At 73.3% G+C, this 18,024-nt stretch carries 18 protein-coding genes; 12 read left to right on the plus strand and 6 right to left on the minus strand.

The genetic code is table 11. The features are described from left to right. Nucleotides 1-308: 308 nt before the first annotated feature. The gene (locus RIN80_RS10095) at nucleotides 309-1,544 is read right to left on the minus strand and encodes a glycosyltransferase family 87 protein (RefSeq protein ID WP_309095188.1); all 1,236 of its coding nucleotides are present in this window, start codon (nucleotides 1,542-1,544) and stop codon (nucleotides 309-311) included. A gap of 119 nt (nucleotides 1,545-1,663) precedes the next feature. On the opposite strand from RIN80_RS10095, the gene RIN80_RS10100 reads away from it, so the two are divergent. Further along, complete coding sequence (locus RIN80_RS10100) at nucleotides 1,664-2,806, plus strand: glycosyltransferase family 4 protein (protein ID WP_309095189.1); 1,143 nt, start codon at nucleotides 1,664-1,666, stop codon at nucleotides 2,804-2,806. A gap of 117 nt (nucleotides 2,807-2,923) precedes the next feature. Here the strand turns inward: RIN80_RS10100 and RIN80_RS10105 are convergent, their stop codons facing one another. Further along, nucleotides 2,924-4,720, minus strand: a complete 1,797-nt coding sequence (locus RIN80_RS10105) for an AMP-dependent synthetase/ligase (protein WP_309095190.1) — start codon at nucleotides 4,718-4,720, stop codon at nucleotides 2,924-2,926. 338 nt (nucleotides 4,721-5,058) lie between these two features. On the opposite strand from RIN80_RS10105, the gene RIN80_RS10110 reads away from it, so the two are divergent. The 6 genes from RIN80_RS10110 (at nucleotide 5,059) to RIN80_RS10135 (ending at nucleotide 10,156) form a co-directional block, all read left to right on the plus strand. Beyond that, a complete protein-coding gene (locus tag RIN80_RS10110) occupies nucleotides 5,059-5,814 on the plus strand; it encodes a metallophosphoesterase (protein WP_309095205.1) in 756 nt (251 codons plus the stop codon). A 121-nt stretch (nucleotides 5,815-5,935) separates the two neighbouring features. Next, complete coding sequence (locus RIN80_RS10115) at nucleotides 5,936-6,376, plus strand: SRPBCC family protein (protein ID WP_309095191.1); 441 nt, start codon at nucleotides 5,936-5,938, stop codon at nucleotides 6,374-6,376. A 110-nt stretch (nucleotides 6,377-6,486) separates the two neighbouring features. After that, on the plus strand, nucleotides 6,487-7,656 hold the full coding sequence (locus tag RIN80_RS10120) for an ArsA-related P-loop ATPase (protein ID WP_309095192.1): 1,170 nt from the start codon (nucleotides 6,487-6,489) through the stop codon (nucleotides 7,654-7,656). Between the two features lie 61 nt (nucleotides 7,657-7,717). Beyond that, the gene (locus RIN80_RS10125; RefSeq protein WP_309095193.1) at nucleotides 7,718-8,218 is read left to right on the plus strand and encodes a DUF5304 domain-containing protein; all 501 of its coding nucleotides are present in this window, start codon (nucleotides 7,718-7,720) and stop codon (nucleotides 8,216-8,218) included. Nucleotides 8,219-8,351: 133 nt separating this feature from the next. Beyond that, the gene (locus RIN80_RS10130; protein WP_309095194.1) at nucleotides 8,352-9,305 is read left to right on the plus strand and encodes an ROK family glucokinase; all 954 of its coding nucleotides are present in this window, start codon (nucleotides 8,352-8,354) and stop codon (nucleotides 9,303-9,305) included. A 104-nt stretch (nucleotides 9,306-9,409) separates the two neighbouring features. Then, the gene (locus tag RIN80_RS10135) at nucleotides 9,410-10,156 is read left to right on the plus strand and encodes an endonuclease/exonuclease/phosphatase family protein (protein WP_309095195.1); all 747 of its coding nucleotides are present in this window, start codon (nucleotides 9,410-9,412) and stop codon (nucleotides 10,154-10,156) included. On the opposite strand, the gene RIN80_RS10140 is transcribed toward RIN80_RS10135, so the two are convergent. Both RIN80_RS10140 and RIN80_RS10145 read right to left on the minus strand, forming a co-directional pair. Beyond that, the gene (locus tag RIN80_RS10140; protein WP_309095196.1) at nucleotides 10,153-10,815 is read right to left on the minus strand and encodes a hypothetical protein; all 663 of its coding nucleotides are present in this window, start codon (nucleotides 10,813-10,815) and stop codon (nucleotides 10,153-10,155) included. The genes RIN80_RS10135 and RIN80_RS10140 overlap by 4 nt on opposite strands. Further along, the gene (locus RIN80_RS10145) at nucleotides 10,808-11,605 is read right to left on the minus strand and encodes an alpha/beta fold hydrolase (RefSeq protein ID WP_309095197.1); all 798 of its coding nucleotides are present in this window, start codon (nucleotides 11,603-11,605) and stop codon (nucleotides 10,808-10,810) included. The genes RIN80_RS10140 and RIN80_RS10145 overlap by 8 nt, the downstream gene beginning before the upstream one ends. Before the next feature lie 202 nt (nucleotides 11,606-11,807). Between RIN80_RS10145 and RIN80_RS10150 the strand changes: the two genes are divergently transcribed. The 4 genes from RIN80_RS10150 to RIN80_RS10165 are packed head-to-tail and all read left to right on the plus strand — an operon-like array spanning nucleotide 11,808 to nucleotide 15,653. Further along, nucleotides 11,808-12,611, plus strand: coding sequence for a lysophospholipid acyltransferase family protein (locus RIN80_RS10150; protein ID WP_309095198.1), 804 nt, complete (start codon nucleotides 11,808-11,810; stop codon nucleotides 12,609-12,611). A gap of 32 nt (nucleotides 12,612-12,643) precedes the next feature. Continuing rightward, nucleotides 12,644-13,885, plus strand: coding sequence for a MacS family sensor histidine kinase (gene macS / locus RIN80_RS10155; RefSeq protein ID WP_309095199.1), 1,242 nt, complete (start codon nucleotides 12,644-12,646; stop codon nucleotides 13,883-13,885). After that, nucleotides 13,882-14,571 carry a response regulator transcription factor gene (locus tag RIN80_RS10160; RefSeq protein WP_309095200.1) on the plus strand — a complete coding sequence of 230 codons (690 nt, stop codon included), beginning with the start codon at nucleotides 13,882-13,884 and terminating at the stop codon, nucleotides 14,569-14,571. The genes macS and RIN80_RS10160 overlap by 4 nt, the downstream gene beginning before the upstream one ends. A 53-nt stretch (nucleotides 14,572-14,624) precedes the next feature. Then, nucleotides 14,625-15,653, plus strand: a complete 1,029-nt coding sequence (locus RIN80_RS10165; RefSeq protein ID WP_309095201.1) for a 6-phosphofructokinase — start codon at nucleotides 14,625-14,627, stop codon at nucleotides 15,651-15,653. A gap of 44 nt (nucleotides 15,654-15,697) precedes the next feature. Here RIN80_RS10165 and RIN80_RS10170 read toward each other — a convergent pair whose 3' ends face one another. Both RIN80_RS10170 and RIN80_RS26565 read right to left on the minus strand, forming a co-directional pair. Then, entirely contained in the window at nucleotides 15,698-17,563 is a 1,866-nt protein-coding gene (locus RIN80_RS10170; RefSeq protein WP_309095202.1) for an anthranilate synthase family protein, read from the minus strand. Between the two features lie 95 nt (nucleotides 17,564-17,658). Then, complete coding sequence (locus tag RIN80_RS26565) at nucleotides 17,659-17,715, minus strand: trp operon leader peptide (RefSeq protein WP_078625594.1); 57 nt, start codon at nucleotides 17,713-17,715, stop codon at nucleotides 17,659-17,661. Between the two features lie 97 nt (nucleotides 17,716-17,812). Between RIN80_RS26565 and RIN80_RS10175 the strand changes: the two genes are divergently transcribed. After that, the coding region (locus tag RIN80_RS10175; RefSeq protein ID WP_309095203.1) for a 3-deoxy-7-phosphoheptulonate synthase at nucleotides 17,813-18,024 on the plus strand (212 nt) is incomplete at its 3' end.

Raw genomic sequence — 18,024 nt, forward strand, 5'->3', positions numbered from 1 at the left:
CGCACTGGCCGCGGCCGTCCTGCTGTCCCTCGCCGCCCCCTGGAGCATGGCCGCCTTCACAGCCGGGGGCGTCGCTGTTCCCGCGTGCGCCGGGCGCTGCTGCTGCCGGGCCGCCACCTCGCGCTGGGCGGGGTCTTCGAGGGCGCCGGGGGCGCTGCTGCGGGTCACCGTGCTCGGCACGGCCGTCCAGCCGGGGCTCGCGCACGGGCCGGCGGGGCTGGGGCTGCCCGGGGTGTGCCTGGCGCCGGCGGCCGCCCCACGGCGGTGCGGTGCGCCCTGGCGGGGCCGCTGTTCCGGCGGGCCCCGGATCAGGAGGAGACGGGGGTCTCGCCGGCGCGGGCGGGCTGAGGGGACCGGGCGGCGGGCAGCGTGCGCGGGACCGTCGCCCGCCACAGGGCCCGGGCGGCGGTCAGCGCGGCGGCCACCAGCAGGCCGTTGCGCAGGAACAGCAGGGTCAGGCCCAGCCCGTCGCTGGCCACCACGTCGGCGAAGTACAACGGGAACTCCAGCACCGTCACGAAGCACGCGACCAGCACGAGAACGACCGGCATCCGCATCCGGCTGCCCGGGAAGTACAGGCACACCGCCGCCAGCCCGACCAGCCACACCATGTACTGGGGGCTGATCACGCGGCTGGTGGTGGTGAACATCAGCACCGCCACGAACGCCGCGTCGGCGAGCGTGTGCTCCTCGAAGCGCCGGGCCAGCAGCCGCCACAGCACCAGCCAGCCGAACGCCGCCCCCGTCAGGAACAGCGCGCCCGTGCTCACCTCTGTCACGTACGGCCCGAGGAACTCGATCGAGCCGTAGTTCAGCCGCACCTCGCCCTGCCAGCCGAAGTGCCGGGCGACGTGGAAGACCAGGGCGCCCAGCGACTCCACCTCCGTGCCCCGGTCGCGCTGGAACGTCAGGAAGGCGAACGCGCCCGGCATGGCCAGGGCGAACCCACCCGCCACCACGACCCCGGTCACCAGGGCCGACAGCCAGGCGCTGCCGCGGCGGGCGCCCAGCAGCAGCATCGCGGGCCAGACCTTCAGCAGCGCGCCGAACGCCGCCAGGGCCCCCATCGCCCTCGGGTGCCGGGCACCCGCGAGCAGCGCCGCCACCGCCACCGCCGTGACCATCACGTCGTAGCGGGCGTACACCGTCGGCCCGAGCAGCGGCACGCCGGTCACCCACACCCAGGCGCCGCGCAGCGACCGGCCCGGGCGGCGTCCCGCGTACGTCAGGAGCGCCAGCACGGCCAGGTCGGTGACGCAGACCAGGACGAAGAACGCCGTCGCGTAGTCCAGGAAGGGCAGCAGGCCGGGGGAGAGGACCGCCAGCGCCGCGGCCGGCGGGTACTGCCAGGTGACGTCCTCCAGAGGGAACGTTCCGCTGCGCAGGACGCCGTACCAGCCCTGGTAGATCACCTGCACGTCGCTGGTGACGTCCGGGCCGGGGAAGACGTACACCTTCAGCACGAACAGCAGGAGCATCAGCCTGGTGGGACACCAGACCACCGGCAGCCATGCCAGGGACCGCCTCGTGCCCGTCGTCTCCACGTGATTCCCTGCCCGTTCGCCCGCCGTGTCGAGGGGGCCATCATGGGCCCGTCAGCTGTGAGCGTGCCATACGAGCCGCCGAGCAGGGCCGCGAGGGCCCGTTCGATAGGGTCAGCGGCGTGCGCAAGACCCTGATCGTGACCAACGACTTCCCGCCCCGGCCCGGCGGCATCCAGGCGTTCCTGCACAACATGGCGCTGCGGCTGGACCCCGGGCAGCTGGTCGTCTACGCCTCGACCTGGAAGCGGACCCGGGAGGGCGTCGAGGCGACCCGCGCCTTCGACGCCGAGCAGCCCTTCACCGTCGTGCGCGACCGTACGACCATGCTGCTGCCCACACCGGGAGCCACCCGGCGGGCCGTCCGACTGCTGCGCGAGCACGGCTGCACCTCCGTGTGGTTCGGGGCGGCGGCCCCGCTCGGCCTGATGGCACCGGCCCTGCGCGCCGCGGGCGCCGAGCGGCTGGTCGCCACCACGCACGGCCACGAGGCCGGCTGGGCGCAACTGCCCGCCGCCCGGCAGCTGCTGCGTCGCGTCGGGGACGCCACGGACACGATCACCTACCTCGGCGAGTACACGCGCTCGCGGATCGCCACCGCCCTCACGCCCGAGGCGGCCGCCCGCATGGTCCAGCTGCCGCCGGGCGTCGACGAGAAGACCTTCCACCCCGGCTCGGGCGGCGACGAGGTCCGGGCCCGCCTGGGCCTCACGGACCGCCCGGTCGTGGTCTGCGTCTCCCGCCTCGTCCGGCGCAAGGGCCAGGACACCCTGATCAGGGCCATGCCGAGGATCCTCGCGGCCGAGCCGGACACGGTGCTGCTCGTCGTCGGGGGCGGCCCGTACGAGAAGGACCTTCGGCGGCTGGCCCACGAGACCGGCGTCGCCGCCTCGGTCCGCTTCACCGGCTCCGTCCCCTGGTCCGAGCTGCCCGCCCACTACGGCGCCGGCGACGTCTTCGCGATGCCCTGCCGCACCCGCCGCGGCGGCCTGGACGTCGAGGGCCTCGGCATCGTCTACCTGGAGGCCTCCGCGACGGGCCTCCCGGTGGTCGCCGGCGACTCGGGCGGCGCCCCTGACGCGGTCCTGGACGGCGAGACCGGCTGGGTGGTGCGCGGCGGCTCCCCCGAGGAGGCGGCCGACCGCATCACCACCCTCCTCGGCGACGCGGAGCTGCGCCGCAGGATGGGGGAGCGGGGTCGCGAGTGGGTCGAGCAGAAGTGGCGCTGGGACCTGCTCGCGGAGCACCTCAAGGACTTGCTGTAGTACGACTGCCCTGAAAGGGCGCGGGGAACTGCGCGAGCGACCACGACGCACCCGCGCCCGCCCACGGCGCATACATGGCACCCCACTGGGCGGAACCCCGAGCCGCCCGGTGGCGGGTCACTTCGCGTAGATCGCCTCGATCTCGTGCGCGTAGTCCTTCGCCACCACGTTCCGCTTCAGCTTCAGCGAGGGCGTCAGGTGGCCCGACTCCTCCGTGAACTGGGAGGACAGGATGCGGAACTTCCGCACCGACTCCGCCTTCGACACCGCGGCGTTGCCGTCGTCGACCGCGGCCTGGACCGCGGCGAGCAGGTCCGGGTCCTCGCGCAGCGACGCCGCGGTGGAACCCGCCGGCTTGCCGTGGTCGGCGCACCAGCGGCCCAGGAACTCCTCGTCGAGGGTGACCAGCGCGCCCACGAACGGCCGCCCGTCGCCCACCACCATGCACTCGGCGACCAGCGCGTGCGCCCGGATGCGGTCCTCGATCACGGCCGGGGCGACGTTCTTGCCGCCCGCGGTGACGATGATCTCCTTCTTGCGGCCGGTGATCCTGAGGTAGCCGTCCTCGTCGAGGGTTCCGATGTCACCGGTGTGGAACCAGCCGTCGGCCAGCGCCTCCGCGGTCGCGCCGGGGTTGTTCCAGTACTCCTTGAACAGGTGCTCGCCGTGCAGCAGCACCTCGCCGTCGTCGGCGATCCGCACCACCGAACCGGGCAGCGGCTGGCCGACCGTGCCGATCTTCTGCCGGTCCCAGGGGTTGAACGCGGTGGCGGCGCAGGACTCGGTCAGCCCGTAGCCCTCCAGCACCGTGAAGCCGATGCCGCGGAAGAAGTGCCCGAGCCGCTCGCCGAGCGGGGCACCGCCGGAGATGGCGTACTCGCCGCGGCCGCCGAGGACCGCGCGCAGCTTGCCGTAGACGAGCTTGTCGAACGCCTTGTGCTTGATCCTCAGGCCGAACGACGGCCCCGAGGAGGTGTCCAGCGCCTTGCTGTAGGCGATCGCGGTGTCGGCGGCCTTGTCGAAGATCTTGCCCTTGCCGTCGGCCTGCGCCTTGGCGCGCGCCGAGTTGTAGACCTTCTCGAAGACGCGCGGCACCCCGAGGATCAGCGTCGGGCGGAACGCGGCCAGCTCGTCGGTGAGGTTCTTGATGTCCGGGACGCAGCCGAGCTTGATCGGCGCCATCATGGGCGCGATCTGCACCAGCCGTCCGAAGACGTGCGCGAGCGGCAGGAACAGCAGCACCGAGCACTCGCCCGTGCGGAACAGCGGACGCAGCCGCTCCACGATGTTGCCGCACTCCGCGAAGAAGCTGCGGTGGGTGAGCACACAGCCCTTGGGGCGGCCGGTGGTGCCCGAGGTGTAGACGATGGTCGCCGGGTCGTCGGCCTTGGCGACGGAGCCGCGCTCCTCGACCGTCTCGTCCGTGACGTCCTGGCCGAGCCGGGCCAGCTCGTCGAGGCCGCCGCCCTCGATCTGCCACACGTGCTTGAGCGCCGGCAGCCCCTCGCGCACCGACTCGACGGCGGCCGTGTGGGCGTCGGTCTCCACGACGCAGGCGGTCGCCCCCGAGTCGCCGAGGATCCAGCGCACCTGCTCCGGCGAACTCGTCTCGTACACCGGCACGGTCACCGCGCCGGCGCTCCAGATCGCGAAGTCGAGCAGCGTCCACTCGTAGCGGGTGCGGGACATCAGGCCCACCCGGTCGCCCGGCTGGACCCCGGCGGCGATCAGGCCCTTTGCGGCCGTGACCACCTCGGCGAGGAAGGCGGTGGCCGAGACGTCCTGCCAGGTGCCTGCGACCTTGCGGGCGATGACGGCGACGTCCGGGTGCTGCGCGGCGTTTCTGCGGACGATGTCGGTCAGGTTCCCGTCCGCGGGGACCTCGTACAAAGCCGGAAGGCTGAACTCGCGCAAGACTGCTGCTCCTCATAGGGCGCCGGCGCCACGACGGTGTGTGCTGCGACGGTGCGGTCCAAGGCTCGGGCAGGTGCTCGGGCTTTCACTTGTTGAAATGCAGAGCACGACTGGACTGCCCGGACGTTACCCGCCGGTATGGCTTCTCCGACAGGGGGTCCCGTCGAGATGTTCGCTGCGTCACACAGTTGGGTATTCCTTCGCGCACAGTAGTCCACGGGCTGAATCACTGACCAGTAACCGCAGGTAGGACCGCCACTGTTCACGTATGCCGCACACGCTTACGCTTGATCGTCATGGCACCCACACCCACCGGAGACAGAAGGACACGCGTGCACGTGGTCAGCGACGTGCACGGCAACGCCCGTGACCTGGCCAGAGCCGGTGAGGGCGCCGACGCGCTGATCTGCCTGGGCGATCTCGTCCTGTTCCTCGACTACGCCGACCACTCGCGCGGCATCTTCCCCGACCTCTTCGGCGTCGAGAACGCCGACCGCATCGTCGCGTTGCGCACCGCGCGCCGCTTCGAGGAGGCACGGGAACTCGGGGCCCGGCTGTGGGCCGGCATCGGCGGGGACCGGGCCGCGGTGATCGAGCAGGCGGTGCGCAAGCAGTACGCGGAGCTGTTCGCCGCGTTCCCCACTCCGACGTACGCCACCTACGGCAACGTCGACATGCCGCCCCTGTGGCAGGAGTACGCCGGCCCCGGCACGACGGTCCTCGACGGCGAGCGCGTCGAGATAGGCGGCCGGGTCTTCGGCTTCGTCGGCGGCGGCCTGCGCACCCCGATGCGGACGCCGTACGAGATCAGCGACGAGGAGTACGCGGCGAAGATCGAGGCGGTCGGCGAGGTCGACGTGCTGTGCACGCACATCCCGCCCGAGGTCCCCGAACTCGTCTACGACACCGTCGCGCGCCGTTTCGAGCGGGGCAGCCGGGCCCTGCTGGACGCCATCCGCCGCACCCGCCCCCGCTACTCCCTCTTCGGGCACGTGCACCAGCCGCTGGTGCGCAGGATGCGGATCGGGGCAACCGAGTGTGTGAACGTGGGGCACTTCGCGGGGACCGGGACGCCGTGGGCGCTGGAGTGGTGAGGACGCCCCAGGTCGGGTGAGATCGGCGGGTCCCGTGCGCGGTAGCCTTCACGCTGCACACACGTGCGCACGAGTGCGCGCGGCGATCTCTTACCGGCCCGCATCTGGAGGAGCCACGGCGATGGCGGAACACACCAGCTCGAGCATCACCATCGAGGCGGCCCCGGCCGACGTCATGGCGGTCATCGCCGACTTCGAGCGCTACCCGGACTGGACCGGCGAGGTGAAGGAGGCGGAGGTCCTCAAGGCCGACGCCCAGGGCCGTGCCGAGCAGGTCCGCCTCGTCATGGACGCCGGCGCGATCAAGGACGACCAGGTGCTCGCGTACACCTGGACCGGCGGGAACGAGGTGTCCTGGACGCTGGTGAAGTCCCAGATGCTGCGCTCCCTCGACGGCACGTATCTGCTGAAGCCGGCGGGGGCGGGCGGCACGGAGGTCACCTACGCGCTCACCGTCGACGTCAAGATCCCCATGCTCGGCATGATCAAGCGCAAGGCGGAGAAGGTCATCATCGACCGGGCGCTGGCGGGACTGAAGAAGCGGGTGGAGTCGGGCACGTAGGGGGTCGCGTCGCAGGCGTTCCGTGCTCTGCCGTGCGCGGGCGCGTCGTGGCTCGTCGCGCAGTTCCCGGCGCCCCTGGGGGCGCGGCGGCACCGGTACCGTTCACCCCCATGCGCACCCTCCTGATCACCGGCCCCGGCGGCAGCGGTCGTACCACCCTCGCGGCCGCGACCGCCCTGGCCGCGGCGGCGCGGGGCACGGACACCCTCGTCCTCGGCACCGACCGCACGGACACCCTCGGTGCCGCCCTCGGCGTCCCGACCGGCCCGGCCCCGGTCGAAGCCGCCCCGCACCTCACCGCCTGGCGCCCCGACCCCGCGCGGGACTTCCGCCGGGACCTCACCGCCCTCCAGGACCGCGCCGCCTCCGCCCTCGACCTCCTGGGCGCCTCCCGCCTGGACCCCGAGGAACTCACCCCGCTGCCCGGAGCCGAGGAACTCGCCCTGCTGCGCGCCCTGCGCGACGCCGCGCTGTCGGAGAGGTACGGCCTCCTCGTCGTCGACCTGCCCCCGGTCCCGCAGGCCCTCGCCCTGCTCGCCCTGCCCGAGGAACTCCGCCGCTACCTGCGCCGCCTGCTGCCGCCCGAGCGGCAGGCCGCCCGCGCCCTGCGCCCCGTCCTCGGCCGGCTCGCCGGCGTCCCGATGCCCGCGGAGTGGCTGTACGAGACGGCGGCCCGCTGGGACGTGGAGCTGGCCGCCGTGGAGGCCGTCGTCGCCGACCGCGACACCGTCGTACGGCTGGTCGCCGAACCCGGCCCGGCCGGCGCCGACGCCCTGCGCGCCGCCGGTCTCGGCCTCGCCCTGCGCGGCCTGCGCACCGACGTCGTCGTCGCCAACCGCGTCCTGCCCGAGGCCTCGGCGGACACCTGGCTGGCCGGCCCGGTCGCCCAGCAGCGCAAGACGCTGGACGAGTGGCGCGAGTCCCACGAGGTGCGCACCGTCGCCCACCTCGGCCGCGACCCGCGCGGCGGCGACGACCTCACCGCCCTGGCCGTGCCCGGTCCCGGCGCGGACGCCCCCGCCGTCGAGTGGCCCGTGACCGACCGGCTCGGCGAGGACGGCGTGCTCGTGTGGCACATCCCGCTGCCCGGCGCCCTGCGCGACGAACTCGACCTCGTGCGGCGCGGCGACGAACTCGTCGTCACGGCGGGGAGGTTCCGCCGGGTCGTCCCCCTGCCCTCCGTGCTGCGCCGCTGCACCGTGGCCGGGGCCGCTCTGCGCGACGGCGAGCTGCGCATCCGCTTCGCCCCCGACCCGAAGCTCTGGCCGCGGTCCCGGTGACTCCGGCCGCTACGCCCGTTCGGGTAACGTCGTAGGGACGAACCGTAGGCAGGAGTCCGTCATGAGCGAACAGCTCCCCCCGTCCGGTGACACCCCCGACGAGGCCGTGGACGAGACGCGGGCGACCGACGCCGACGCCTGGGCGACGGCGTGCGCCGAGGACCTCGAAGCGGAGCAGGCCCGCCGCCGCACCCGGTACGGTCCGCCCCCCGGCTCCGCGGCCGAGGAGCTGAAGAAGCTCGTCGACGCCGTCGCGGACCGGCTGTCCGGCCTGCAGTCCCCGCTGTTCGGCGCGGTCGCCGGGCCCGCCGCCCAGCAGGTCGTACGGCAGGTCGTCGATCAGGCCAAGGCGGCCGTGGAACCGGTCATCGAGCGCAATCCGGACGTCTTCGACCACCTGGCGGCCGCCGGGAACGAGCTGCTCGCCGCCTACCGCTCCGCCGTCCAGGCCCAGGAGCGCCGCTGGACCGGCCGCGACGACCGAAGCGACCCGCGTGACCCGCACGAACGCCGTGACCCGGGTGACGACGCGGGCCCGGGCGAGCGCATCGACCTCGACTGAGCCCGCGGTCACCGGCCGAGCGGCGCCCGGCGCGCCGCCGCCGGGCGTGCCCACCGACCGGACGACAGGAATCCCGGGGCAGGGCCTCGGGTACCGTTGGCCGTAGCGGGGCTCGACCGAAACTGAGGGATTCATGGGACTCACCATCGGCGTCGACATCGGCGGCACGAAGATCGCGGCCGGCGTGGTCGATGAGGAAGGCAACATCCTCTCTACCCACAAGGTGCCGACCCCGGGCACGCCCGAGGGCATCGTGGACGCCATCGCCTCGGCGGTGGACGGCGCACACGTCGGTCACGACATCGTCGGCGTGGGCATCGGCGCCGCCGGCTACGTCAACCGGCAGCGCTCGGAGGTCTACTTCGCGCCCAACATCCACTGGCGCAACGAGCCGCTCAAGGAGAAGGTCGAGGCCCGTGTGGGCCTCCCGGTGGTCGTCGAGAACGACGCGAACGCCGCGGCGTGGGGCGAGTACAAGTTCGGTGCCGGCAAGGGCCACCGCAACGTCATCTGCATCACGCTGGGGACGGGCCTCGGCGGCGGCATCATCATCGGCAACAAGCTGCGCCGCGGACACTTCGGCGTGGCCGCCGAGTTCGGCCACATCCGCATGGTGCCGGACGGCCTGCTGTGCGGCTGCGGCTCGCAGGGCTGCTGGGAGCAGTACGCCTCGGGCCGCGCGCTGGTGAGGTACGCCAAGCAGCGCGCCAACGCCACCCCCGAGAACGCCGAGATCCTGCTCGGCCTCGGCAACGGCACGCCCGACGGCATCGAGGGCAAGCACATCTCCATGGCCGCCCGCCAGGGCGACCGCGTGGCCGTCGACTCCTACCGCGAACTGGCCCGTTGGGTCGGCGCGGGCCTGGCCGACCTCGCCTCCCTCTTCGACCCCTCGGCGTTCATCGTCGGCGGCGGCCTCTCCGACGAGGGCGAACTGGTCCTGGGCCCGATCCGCAAGTCCTACAAGCGCTGGCTGGTGGGCGGCAACTGGCGCCCGGTGGCCGAGGTCCGCGCCGCGGAACTGGGCAACAAGGCGGGCCTGGTGGGAGCCGCCGACCTGGCCCGGGAGCCCGACCCGATCATGTGACGCCCTGTGCTGTCAGGGGTGCGGGGAACCGCGCGACAAGCCACGAACCACCGGCACTCGCGCACGGTCCCCGCGCCCCGAGCCGCGGGGCGTAGATTGATCACATGCCGCTGCTCCCCAACTCCCGTACCGAACCCGACGGTTCCGCGGTCATCAGGGTCCTCAGCTACAACATCCGCTCGATGCGCGACGACACCGCCGCCCTGGCCCGTGTCATCCGCGCCTGCGAACCCGACCTGGTGCTCATCCAGGAAGCCCCCCGCTTCTTCCGCTGGCGCAAGAAGCTCGCCCGCCTCGCCCTCGCCTGCGACCTGGTCCTCGTCACCGGGGGCGCCACCACCACGGGCCCGGCGATCCTCAGCTCGCTCCGGGTGGGCGTCGAACGCACGGAGGACGTCCTCCTGCCCCACACCCCCGGCCTGCACCGCCGCGGCTTCGCCACCGCGGTCGTCCGCATCGCCGGCGCCCGCCTCGGCGTTTTGAGCTGCCACCTGTCCCTGCAGCAGGACGAGCGCCGCGACCAGGCCGGCATGCTCCTTGACCGGCTCGCCGGGCTGGGCGTGGAGCACGCGATCGCCGGCGGCGACCTGAACGAACGGCCCGACGGCCCCGCCTTCCGCCGCCTGGCCGGCACCCTGACCGACTGCCGGGCCGCGTCCCCCTGGGGCGGCGAGCACACCTGGACCCCCGCCGACCCCCACCAGCGCATCGACGCGATCTTCGCGACCGAGGGCGTCGAGGTGCTGGGCTGCGGCGTACCGACCGACCTGCCCGGGGTGACCGGGACAGACCTGAGGGCGGCCACGGACCACCTCCCGGTCCTGGCCGCCCTCAGGGTGCCGGCGTCCTAGACGACCGCTCCCCGCCCGGGGTCGTCGTCCTCCTCGTCGTCCGTCCGCATGCGCATCACCAGCGTCGCGAACCCGCCCAGGAACCCGCCGATCCCGAGCGTGGTCAGCCACCAGGTCATCTCCCAGCCGAGCAGCACGGCCAGCAGGAGCAGCACCGGCCCGCCGAGCACCCCCAGCCAGGCGAACTTCGCCGTCGGGTCGGCGGTCGGCAGCGGCGGCGGCTCCGGCGGCACGAAGTGGCCCTCGTCGTCCGCGTCGAAGTCGTCCTCGGTGGGCTCGGGCGCGGTGTAGTCGCGGGGGCCGACGCCGGGCGCGAAGGAGACGGAGCCACCCAGCGGCCCGGCCGGCTTGTCCGGCCTGTCACCCGACGGCTTGGGCTCCGGCCCGTCCGGCTCCCCGGGCCGGCCGGCCTCGGCGGGGGCCGTCCCGGCCGCCGCGTCCACCCGGTCGTCGTTGGTCGGGGACTCCAGCAGCGCGAGGTCCTCGACCGACTTGAACGGCTTGGCACCCGGCGGGTCCGGCGGCTCGTCGCCGTAGCCGGCGACGATCGCCGCCCAGGCGGCCTCCTCGTCGAAGGGGGCGCCCTTCTCGTCCGGCTCGCGGCCCTCGTGGCCTTCGCGGCCCTCGCGGCCCTCGCGGTCGGAGTCGTGCTCAGCCACCTGCGGTCGTCCCTTCCTTGCCGAGCCCGGGCTCCTTGACGAGGCCGGGTGCGAGCCGGTCGATGAACGCGAGGCTCTCCTCGTGGATCCGGTCCGCGTCATGGTCCAACGTGGCCACGTGGTAGCTCTGTTCCAGCAGGACCTCCCGCACGTCCGTCGACGAGATGCGGCTGAGGACACGGGCCGAGTCGGCGGGCGGCACCACATGGTCCTGCGGGCTGTGCAGCAGCAGCACCGGCTGGGTGACCTGGGGCAGTTCACCGTCGACGATCCGGAAGAACCGGCGCAGCGAGTGCGCCGCGTGCAGGGGCACCCGGTCGTAGCCCAGCTCCCGGCTGTCCGGCTTGGCGATGTCGCTGGCGATGCCCTTCGTCGCCGGGACCAGGTGGCGGACCACCGGCAGGGCGTGCGCGGCCAGGCCGTGCACCTTGTTCGCCGGGTTGACGACGACCACGCCGCTCACGGCGTCGCCGTGCTTCGCGGCCAGGCGCAGGGCCAGGGCGCCGCCCATGGACAGACCGGCCACGAAGACCTTGGCGCGGCGCTCGCGCAGGGCGCGCAGCTCGCGGTCCACCTCCGCGTACCAGTCCTGCCAGCCCGTGATCCGCAGGTCCTCCCAGCGGGTGCCGTGCCCGGGCAGCAGCGGCAGGGAGACGGTCAGGCCGTGCTCGGCGAGGTACTCCGCCCAGGGGCGCAGCGACTGCGGTGAACCGGTGAAACCATGGCAGAGGAGGACGGCGACCTCCCCGCCCTCGTGGCGAAACGGCTCGGCTCCGGCAAGGACCGGCACCTTCGGCCTCCAGGTCGTGAGAAGGGACGGACACGATCACGGATCGTCACGGAACGTCATGGAAGGGGTCGCACGTCGTTCGCGGGACCTTCACCGTACGCGACCGCACTGACACCGACCAGGGCCGTCGGCGCCTTCGACAGCGCTCCGGGTTAAGGTCTGACCGACACATACGGGAGGCACTCGGTTGTTGTACGGCGCGATGAAGGTCGCTGTTGGGGGACCGCTCAAGGTCGCCTTCAGGCCCTGGGTGGAAGGCCTGGAGAACGTTCCCGCAGAGGGCCCCGCGATCCTGGCGAGCAACCACCTGTCCTTCTCGGACTCGTTCTTCCTGCCCGCGGTCCTGGACCGCAAGGTCACGTTCATCGCGAAGGCCGAGTACTTCACCACGCCCGGGGTGAAGGGCCGGCTGACGGCCGCCTTCTTCAAGGGCGTCGGCCAGCTGCCCGTCGACCGCTCCGGTGCGCGCGGCGCCGGCGAGGCCGCCATCAGGAGCGGCATCGAGGTGCTGGAGCGCGGTGAGCTGTTCGGGATCTACCCGGAGGGCACGCGCTCGCCCGACGGCCGGCTCTACCGGGGCAAGCCGGGCGGCCTCGCGCGCGTGGCGCTCGCTACCGGCGCGCCCGTCGTCCCGGTCGCCATGATCGACACGGAGAAGATCCAGCCGCCCGGCAAGGTCGTGCCCAAGCTCATGCGGCCCGGCATCCGGATCGGCAAGCCCCTCGACTTCAGCCGCTACCAGGGCATGGAGCACGACCGCTTCGTGCTGCGCGCGGTGACCGACGAGGTCATGTACGAGATCATGAAGCTCTCCGGCCAGGAGTACGTCGACATGTACGCGACGGCCATGAAGCGGCAGCTCGCGGACGCGGCGAAGGCGGAGAAGGAAGCCGACAAGGCGGCCAGGGCCGCGCTCGCACGGGCGGAGAAGCAACAGGCGGAGAAGCAACAGGCCGAGAAGGAGAAGGCCGAGAAGGACGAGCAGACGGGCGAGCCGCGGACCTAGTCCGGGACGGGGCAGGCCGGGGGGTGGGGGACATGGCCGGACGCGAGCGCGTGATGAGGATGTCGGTCGAGCAGCCGCTGTGGCGTGCGCTCACGGCGTACCGGGTGCTGACGGTGCTGTACGCGGTCGGCCTGTTCGCCACCGCCCACGAGGAGTTCGTGCGCCCCTGGGTCGCCGTCGCCTACTTCGCCGTACTGGGCGCGTGGACCCTGGCCACGCTGCCCCGGGTCGCGAACGCCGCCCGCTGCACCAAGGGGTTCCTCGCCGCCGACCTGACCGTCGCCCTCACGGGCATCCTGCTCACGCCCGTCGCCGACGCGCACGAGCGGGTCCAGTCGGGCGGCCCCACCCTGCCGTCGATATGGACGGCCGGTGCCGTCCTGGCCTTCGCCATCAAGGGCGGCTGGCGCTGGGCGGCCATGGCCAGCGGCCTGGTGGCCGTCGCCAACCTGATCGAGCGCGGCAGCCCGGCCCGCGACACCGTCCACAACGTCATCCTGGTCTGCATCGCCTCCATCGCCATCGGCTACGTCGTCGAGGTGGCCCGCGCCTCCGAGCGCACCCTGGCCCGCGCCCTGGAGATCGAGGCCGCGACCCGGGAGCGGGAGCGCCTGGCCCGGGACATCCACGACAGCGTCCTGCAGGTGCTGGCCATGGTGCAGCGCCGCGGGGCGGTGATCGGCGGCGAGGCGGCCGAGCTGGGCCGGATGGCCGGCGAGCAGGAGGTCGCCCTGCGCACCCTGGTCTCCGGCGGGCTCGTGCCCGTCTCCCGGGTGTCGGAGGACGCGACCCGGGGCGCGCTCGTCCGCGCCGTCGACGACGGCCCGGACGGGGACGAGCCGGCCGACGGCGGCCCGGTCGACCTGCGCGCCCTGCTCGCGCCGTACGCGGGGGCCAGGGTCAGCCTGGCCGAGCCGGGGGCGCCCGTGCCGCTGGCGCCGGCCGCCGCCCGGGAGGTGGCCGCCGCCGTCGGGGCCGCCCTGGACAACGTCCGCAAGCACGCCGGGGAGCAGGCGCGCGCCTGGATCCTGGTCGAGGACGAACCGGACGAGGTGATCGTCACCGTCCGGGACGACGGCCCCGGCATCCCCGAGGGACGGCTCGCCCAGGCCGAGGGCGAGGGGCGGCTCGGTGTCGCCCTGTCGATCCGCGGCCGGCTGCGCGACCTCGGCGGCAGCGCGGACCTGATCTCGGTGCCGGGCCAGGGCACGGAGGTCGAGCTGAAGGTACCGAAGGACGTGGCGGACACACGGGGGAAGGCGGAGCGGCGATGACGCGGAGCGTGGGGGACCGGCAGGAACCGATCAAGGTCATGGTGGTCGACGACCACCCCATGTGGCGCGACGCGGTCGCCCGCGACCTGGCCGAGACGGGCTTCGAGGTGGTCGCGACCGCCGGCGACGGCGAGCAGGCCGTGCGCCGCGCCAAGGCCGCCGCCCCGGACGTCCTGGTGCTCGACCTGAACCTGCCCGGCAAGCCCGGCGTCCAGGTCTGCAAGGAGGTCGTGGCCGCGAACCCGGCGCTGCGCGTCCTGGTGCTGTCCGCGAGCGGCGAGCACGCCGACGTCCTGGAGGCGGTGAAGTCCGGCGCGACGGGCTACCTGCTGAAGTCGGCCTCCACCGAGGAGCTCCAGGACGCGGTGCGCCGCACGGCCGTCGGCGACCCCGTCTTCACGCCGGGCCTCGCCGGACTGGTCCTCGGCGAGTACCGCCGCCTCGCCTCCGAGCCCGCCCCGGCCCCCGACACCGACGAGCCGAAGGCGCCCCGGCTCACCGACCGCGAGACCGAGGTGCTGCGCCTGGTCGCCAAGGGCCTGAGCTACAAGCAGATCGCCGAACGCCTGGTCATCTCCCACCGCACGGTGCAGAACCACGTCCAGAACACCCTCGGCAAGCTCCAGTTGCACAACCGGGTCGAACTGGTCAGGTACGCGATCGAGCGCGGCCTCGACGACGAGTGAGAGGCACGTCACACTGACCCTTCGTCAGGCACCTGCGGCGAAGGGACTGTTCCATGCGCGTCGGAGTACTGACCGGAGGCGGCGACTGCCCCGGCCTCAACGCCGTCATCCGGGCCGTCGTCCGCAAGGGCGTGCAGGAGTACGGCTACGACTTCACCGGCTTCCGGGACGGCTGGCGAGGGCCGCTGGAGAACGCCACCGTCCCGCTCGGCATCCCCGCGGTGCGCGGCATCCTGCCCCGCGGCGGCACGATCCTCGGCTCCTCGCGGACCAACCCGCTGCAGGAGCAGGACGGCGTCCGCCGGATCAAGGAGAACCTCGCCCGGCTGGAGGTCGGGGCGCTCATCACGATCGGCGGCGAGGACACCCTGGGCGTGGCCGCCCGCCTGTCCGGCGAGCACGGCGTGCCCTGCGTGGGCGTGCCCAAGACCATCGACAACGACCTGTCCGCCACCGACTACACCTTCGGCTTCGACACCGCCGTCGGCATCGCCACCGAGGCCATCGACCGGCTGCACACCACCGCCGAGTCCCACATGCGGGTCCTGGTCGTGGAGGTGATGGGCCGGCACGCCGGCTGGATCGCCCTGCACTCGGGCCTGGCCGGCGGCGCCAACGTCATCCTCATCCCGGAGCAGCGCTTCGACGTGGAGCAGGTGTGCGACTGGGTGATCTCCCGCTTCCGGGCGTCGTACGCGCCGATCGTCGTCGTCGCCGAGGGCGCGATGCCGAAGGACGGCGACATGGTCCTCAAGGACCGGTCCCTGGACTCCTTCGGGCACGTCCGGCTGTCCGGGGTGGGGGAGTGGCTCGCCAAGGAGATCGAGAAGCGCACGGGCAAGGAGGCCCGCACGACCGTCCTCGGCCATGTCCAGCGCGGCGGAACCCCCAGCGCGTTCGACCGCTGGCTCGCCACCCGCTTCGGCCTGCACGCCATCGACTGCGTCCGTGACGGCGCCTTCGGCACGATGGTCGCCCTGCGCGGCACCGACATCGTCCGGGTCCCCCTCGCGGACGCCACGGCCCGCCTGAAGACGGTGGACCCGGCGCTGTACGAGGAGGTCGGGGTGTTCTTCGGCTGACCGCCCGACGCCGGCCGGGGCGGGCGGCCCCGGCCGGCACCTGGTCAGACCGAGGGCGCGCCCGTGCCGCGCAGCTGCCCCACCAGTTCCCGCACCACCCGCGCCCCGTTCAGCGTCAGCACCGACTCGGGATGGAACTGCACACCCGCGAACCCGGGCCCGCGCAGCGCGTGCACCTCACCGTTCACGGCCCGGGAGACCTCGACCCCGCGGGCCGTCAGCCCGGCGGCCGCCTCGTCGTCGCAGCGGGCCACGTAACTGTTGTAGAACCCGACGGTCTCCCGCCGCCCGAACAGCTCGATCTCCGTCTGCGCCCCCTGGTACGGCACTTCCTTGCGCGCGATGTCCAGCCCCAGCTCCGCGGCGATCAGCTCGTGGCCGAGGCAGACGCCCAGCACGCCCCGCCGCTGCGCCCGCATCACCTCGGCGGTCAGGGAGCGCAGGAACCGCATCTTCGGATCGGCCGGGTCGGACGGATCGCCCGGCCCGGGCCCCAGCACCACCGGGCCCTCGTGCCCGAGCACCGCCTCCCGCAGCCCCGGCTCGTCGTACCGCCGCACGCTCACCTCCAGGCCGCCGGAGCGCAGCACGTGCGCGAGCATCGCCGTGAAGGTGTCCTCCCCGTCGACGACCAGCGCGTGCCCCGCGAGTTCCGCGGAGCGCTCCTGCATCCGCAGCCAGAAGGGCGCGAGCGAGGCCCGGCGCCCGTCCAGCGCCGCACGCACGCGTGGATCGTCGGCGAGCCGTACGCGCGCGTGCTCCGTGCGCGGCCGCGGCGGCCGTACGCCCAGGGCCGCCAGCACACCGGCCGCCTTCGCGTGGGTCTCGGCCACCTCGCTCGCCGGGTCCGAGCCGCGCACCAGGGTCGCGCCGACGGGGACCCGCAGCCGCCCGTCCGCGTCGATGTCGGCGGTGCGGATCAGGATGGGGGAGTCGAGGGTCTGGGCCCCGCCCGCATCCCGGCCGATCAGGGCCAGCGCCCCCGCGTAGTACCCGCGCCCCCCGCTCTCGTGCCGCTCGATCACCCGGCAGGCGTTCTGCACCGGCGAGCCGGTGACGGTCGCGGCGAACATGGTCTCCCTCAGCACCTCCCGCACGTCCAGCGAGGACCTGCCGCGCAGCTCGTACTCGGTGTGCGCGAGGTGGGCCATCTCCTTCAGCCGGGGCCCGACCACGACCCCGCCCATGTCGCCGACGGTGCACATCATCTTGAGCTCCTCGTCGACCACCATCGACAGCTCCTCGGTCTCCTTGCCGTCGGCGAGGAAGTCCAGCAGGTGCCCGGGCGTCGGCCCCTCGGCGGGATAGCGGTAGGTGCCGCTGATCGGGTTCATGACGACCGTGCCGCCGGACATCCGCACATGCACCTCCGGACTCGCCCCGACCAGCGTGCGGTCCCCGGTGTGCACGACGAACGTCCAGTACGCCCCCCGCTCGCCCTCCAGCAGCCGCCGGAACAGGGCGAGGGCGTCGGCCCGCCCGAACCCGGGGATCCGGCCCCGGTAGGTCCGGCGGATCACGAAGTTGGCGCCCTCGCCCCGGCCGATCTCCTCCTCCAGCACGCGTCCGACGATCCGCGCGTACTCCTCGTCGGCGACGTCGAAGCCTCCGTCGTCGACACGGACGTCGTGCGCCGGGAGCTGCTCCAGTGCCTCGGCCAGCGGGACGGAGTACGACTCCTCGGGGGTGAGCGCCAGCAGGGGCGTGCCGTCGTCGCGGACGTCGAAGCCGCGCTCGCGGATCTGCCGGAACGGCACGAGCGCGAGGCTCTCGCCGGGGAGGTCGGCGAGCCGCTCGTGGGCGGCGACGGGGCCGATCAGGACCTCGACCAGCTCGTGGTCGTGGCCCGGGGTACGGCGGCGGAGCAGGGCGAACGGACGGGAGTCGTCCGGCAAGCCGAGCAGGTTCATGGGTCCGTGCTCCTTCTCAGGGAGGGAGGAACGGACCCCGGAAACACCGAAGGCCGCCCCTCGGGCGGCCTTCGCGAAGTCTCGAGTACGCGCAGTCAGCGGGCCGCCGGATGAGCGGTCCACCACCAGGTCTGGGTCGAGTGCGCGAACATGCCACGCACCCTACCCCATGTCCGAGGGGTGTACCCGGTGTCTCACTTCCTGGGCATGGGTCCTGGGCGCCCGAGGCGACCCCGTAGTGTTGAGGCCGTGACCGTGAACGCTAAGACCAGCGCGAGTGCTGGCAACACCTGGCGAGACCTGCCCGCGGCGCAGCAGCCCGAGTACCCCGACACCGAGGCTCTGCGCGCAGTGATCGCGGACCTCGAGTCGTATCCGCCGCTCGTCTTCGCGGGCGAGTGCGACCAGCTGCGCGCCCGGATGGCGGCCGTCGCCAAGGGAGAGGCGTTCCTCCTCCAGGG

The organism is Streptomyces sp. (genome assembly GCF_031181705.1).
GTDB lineage: Bacteria > Actinomycetota > Actinomycetes > Streptomycetales > Streptomycetaceae > Streptomyces.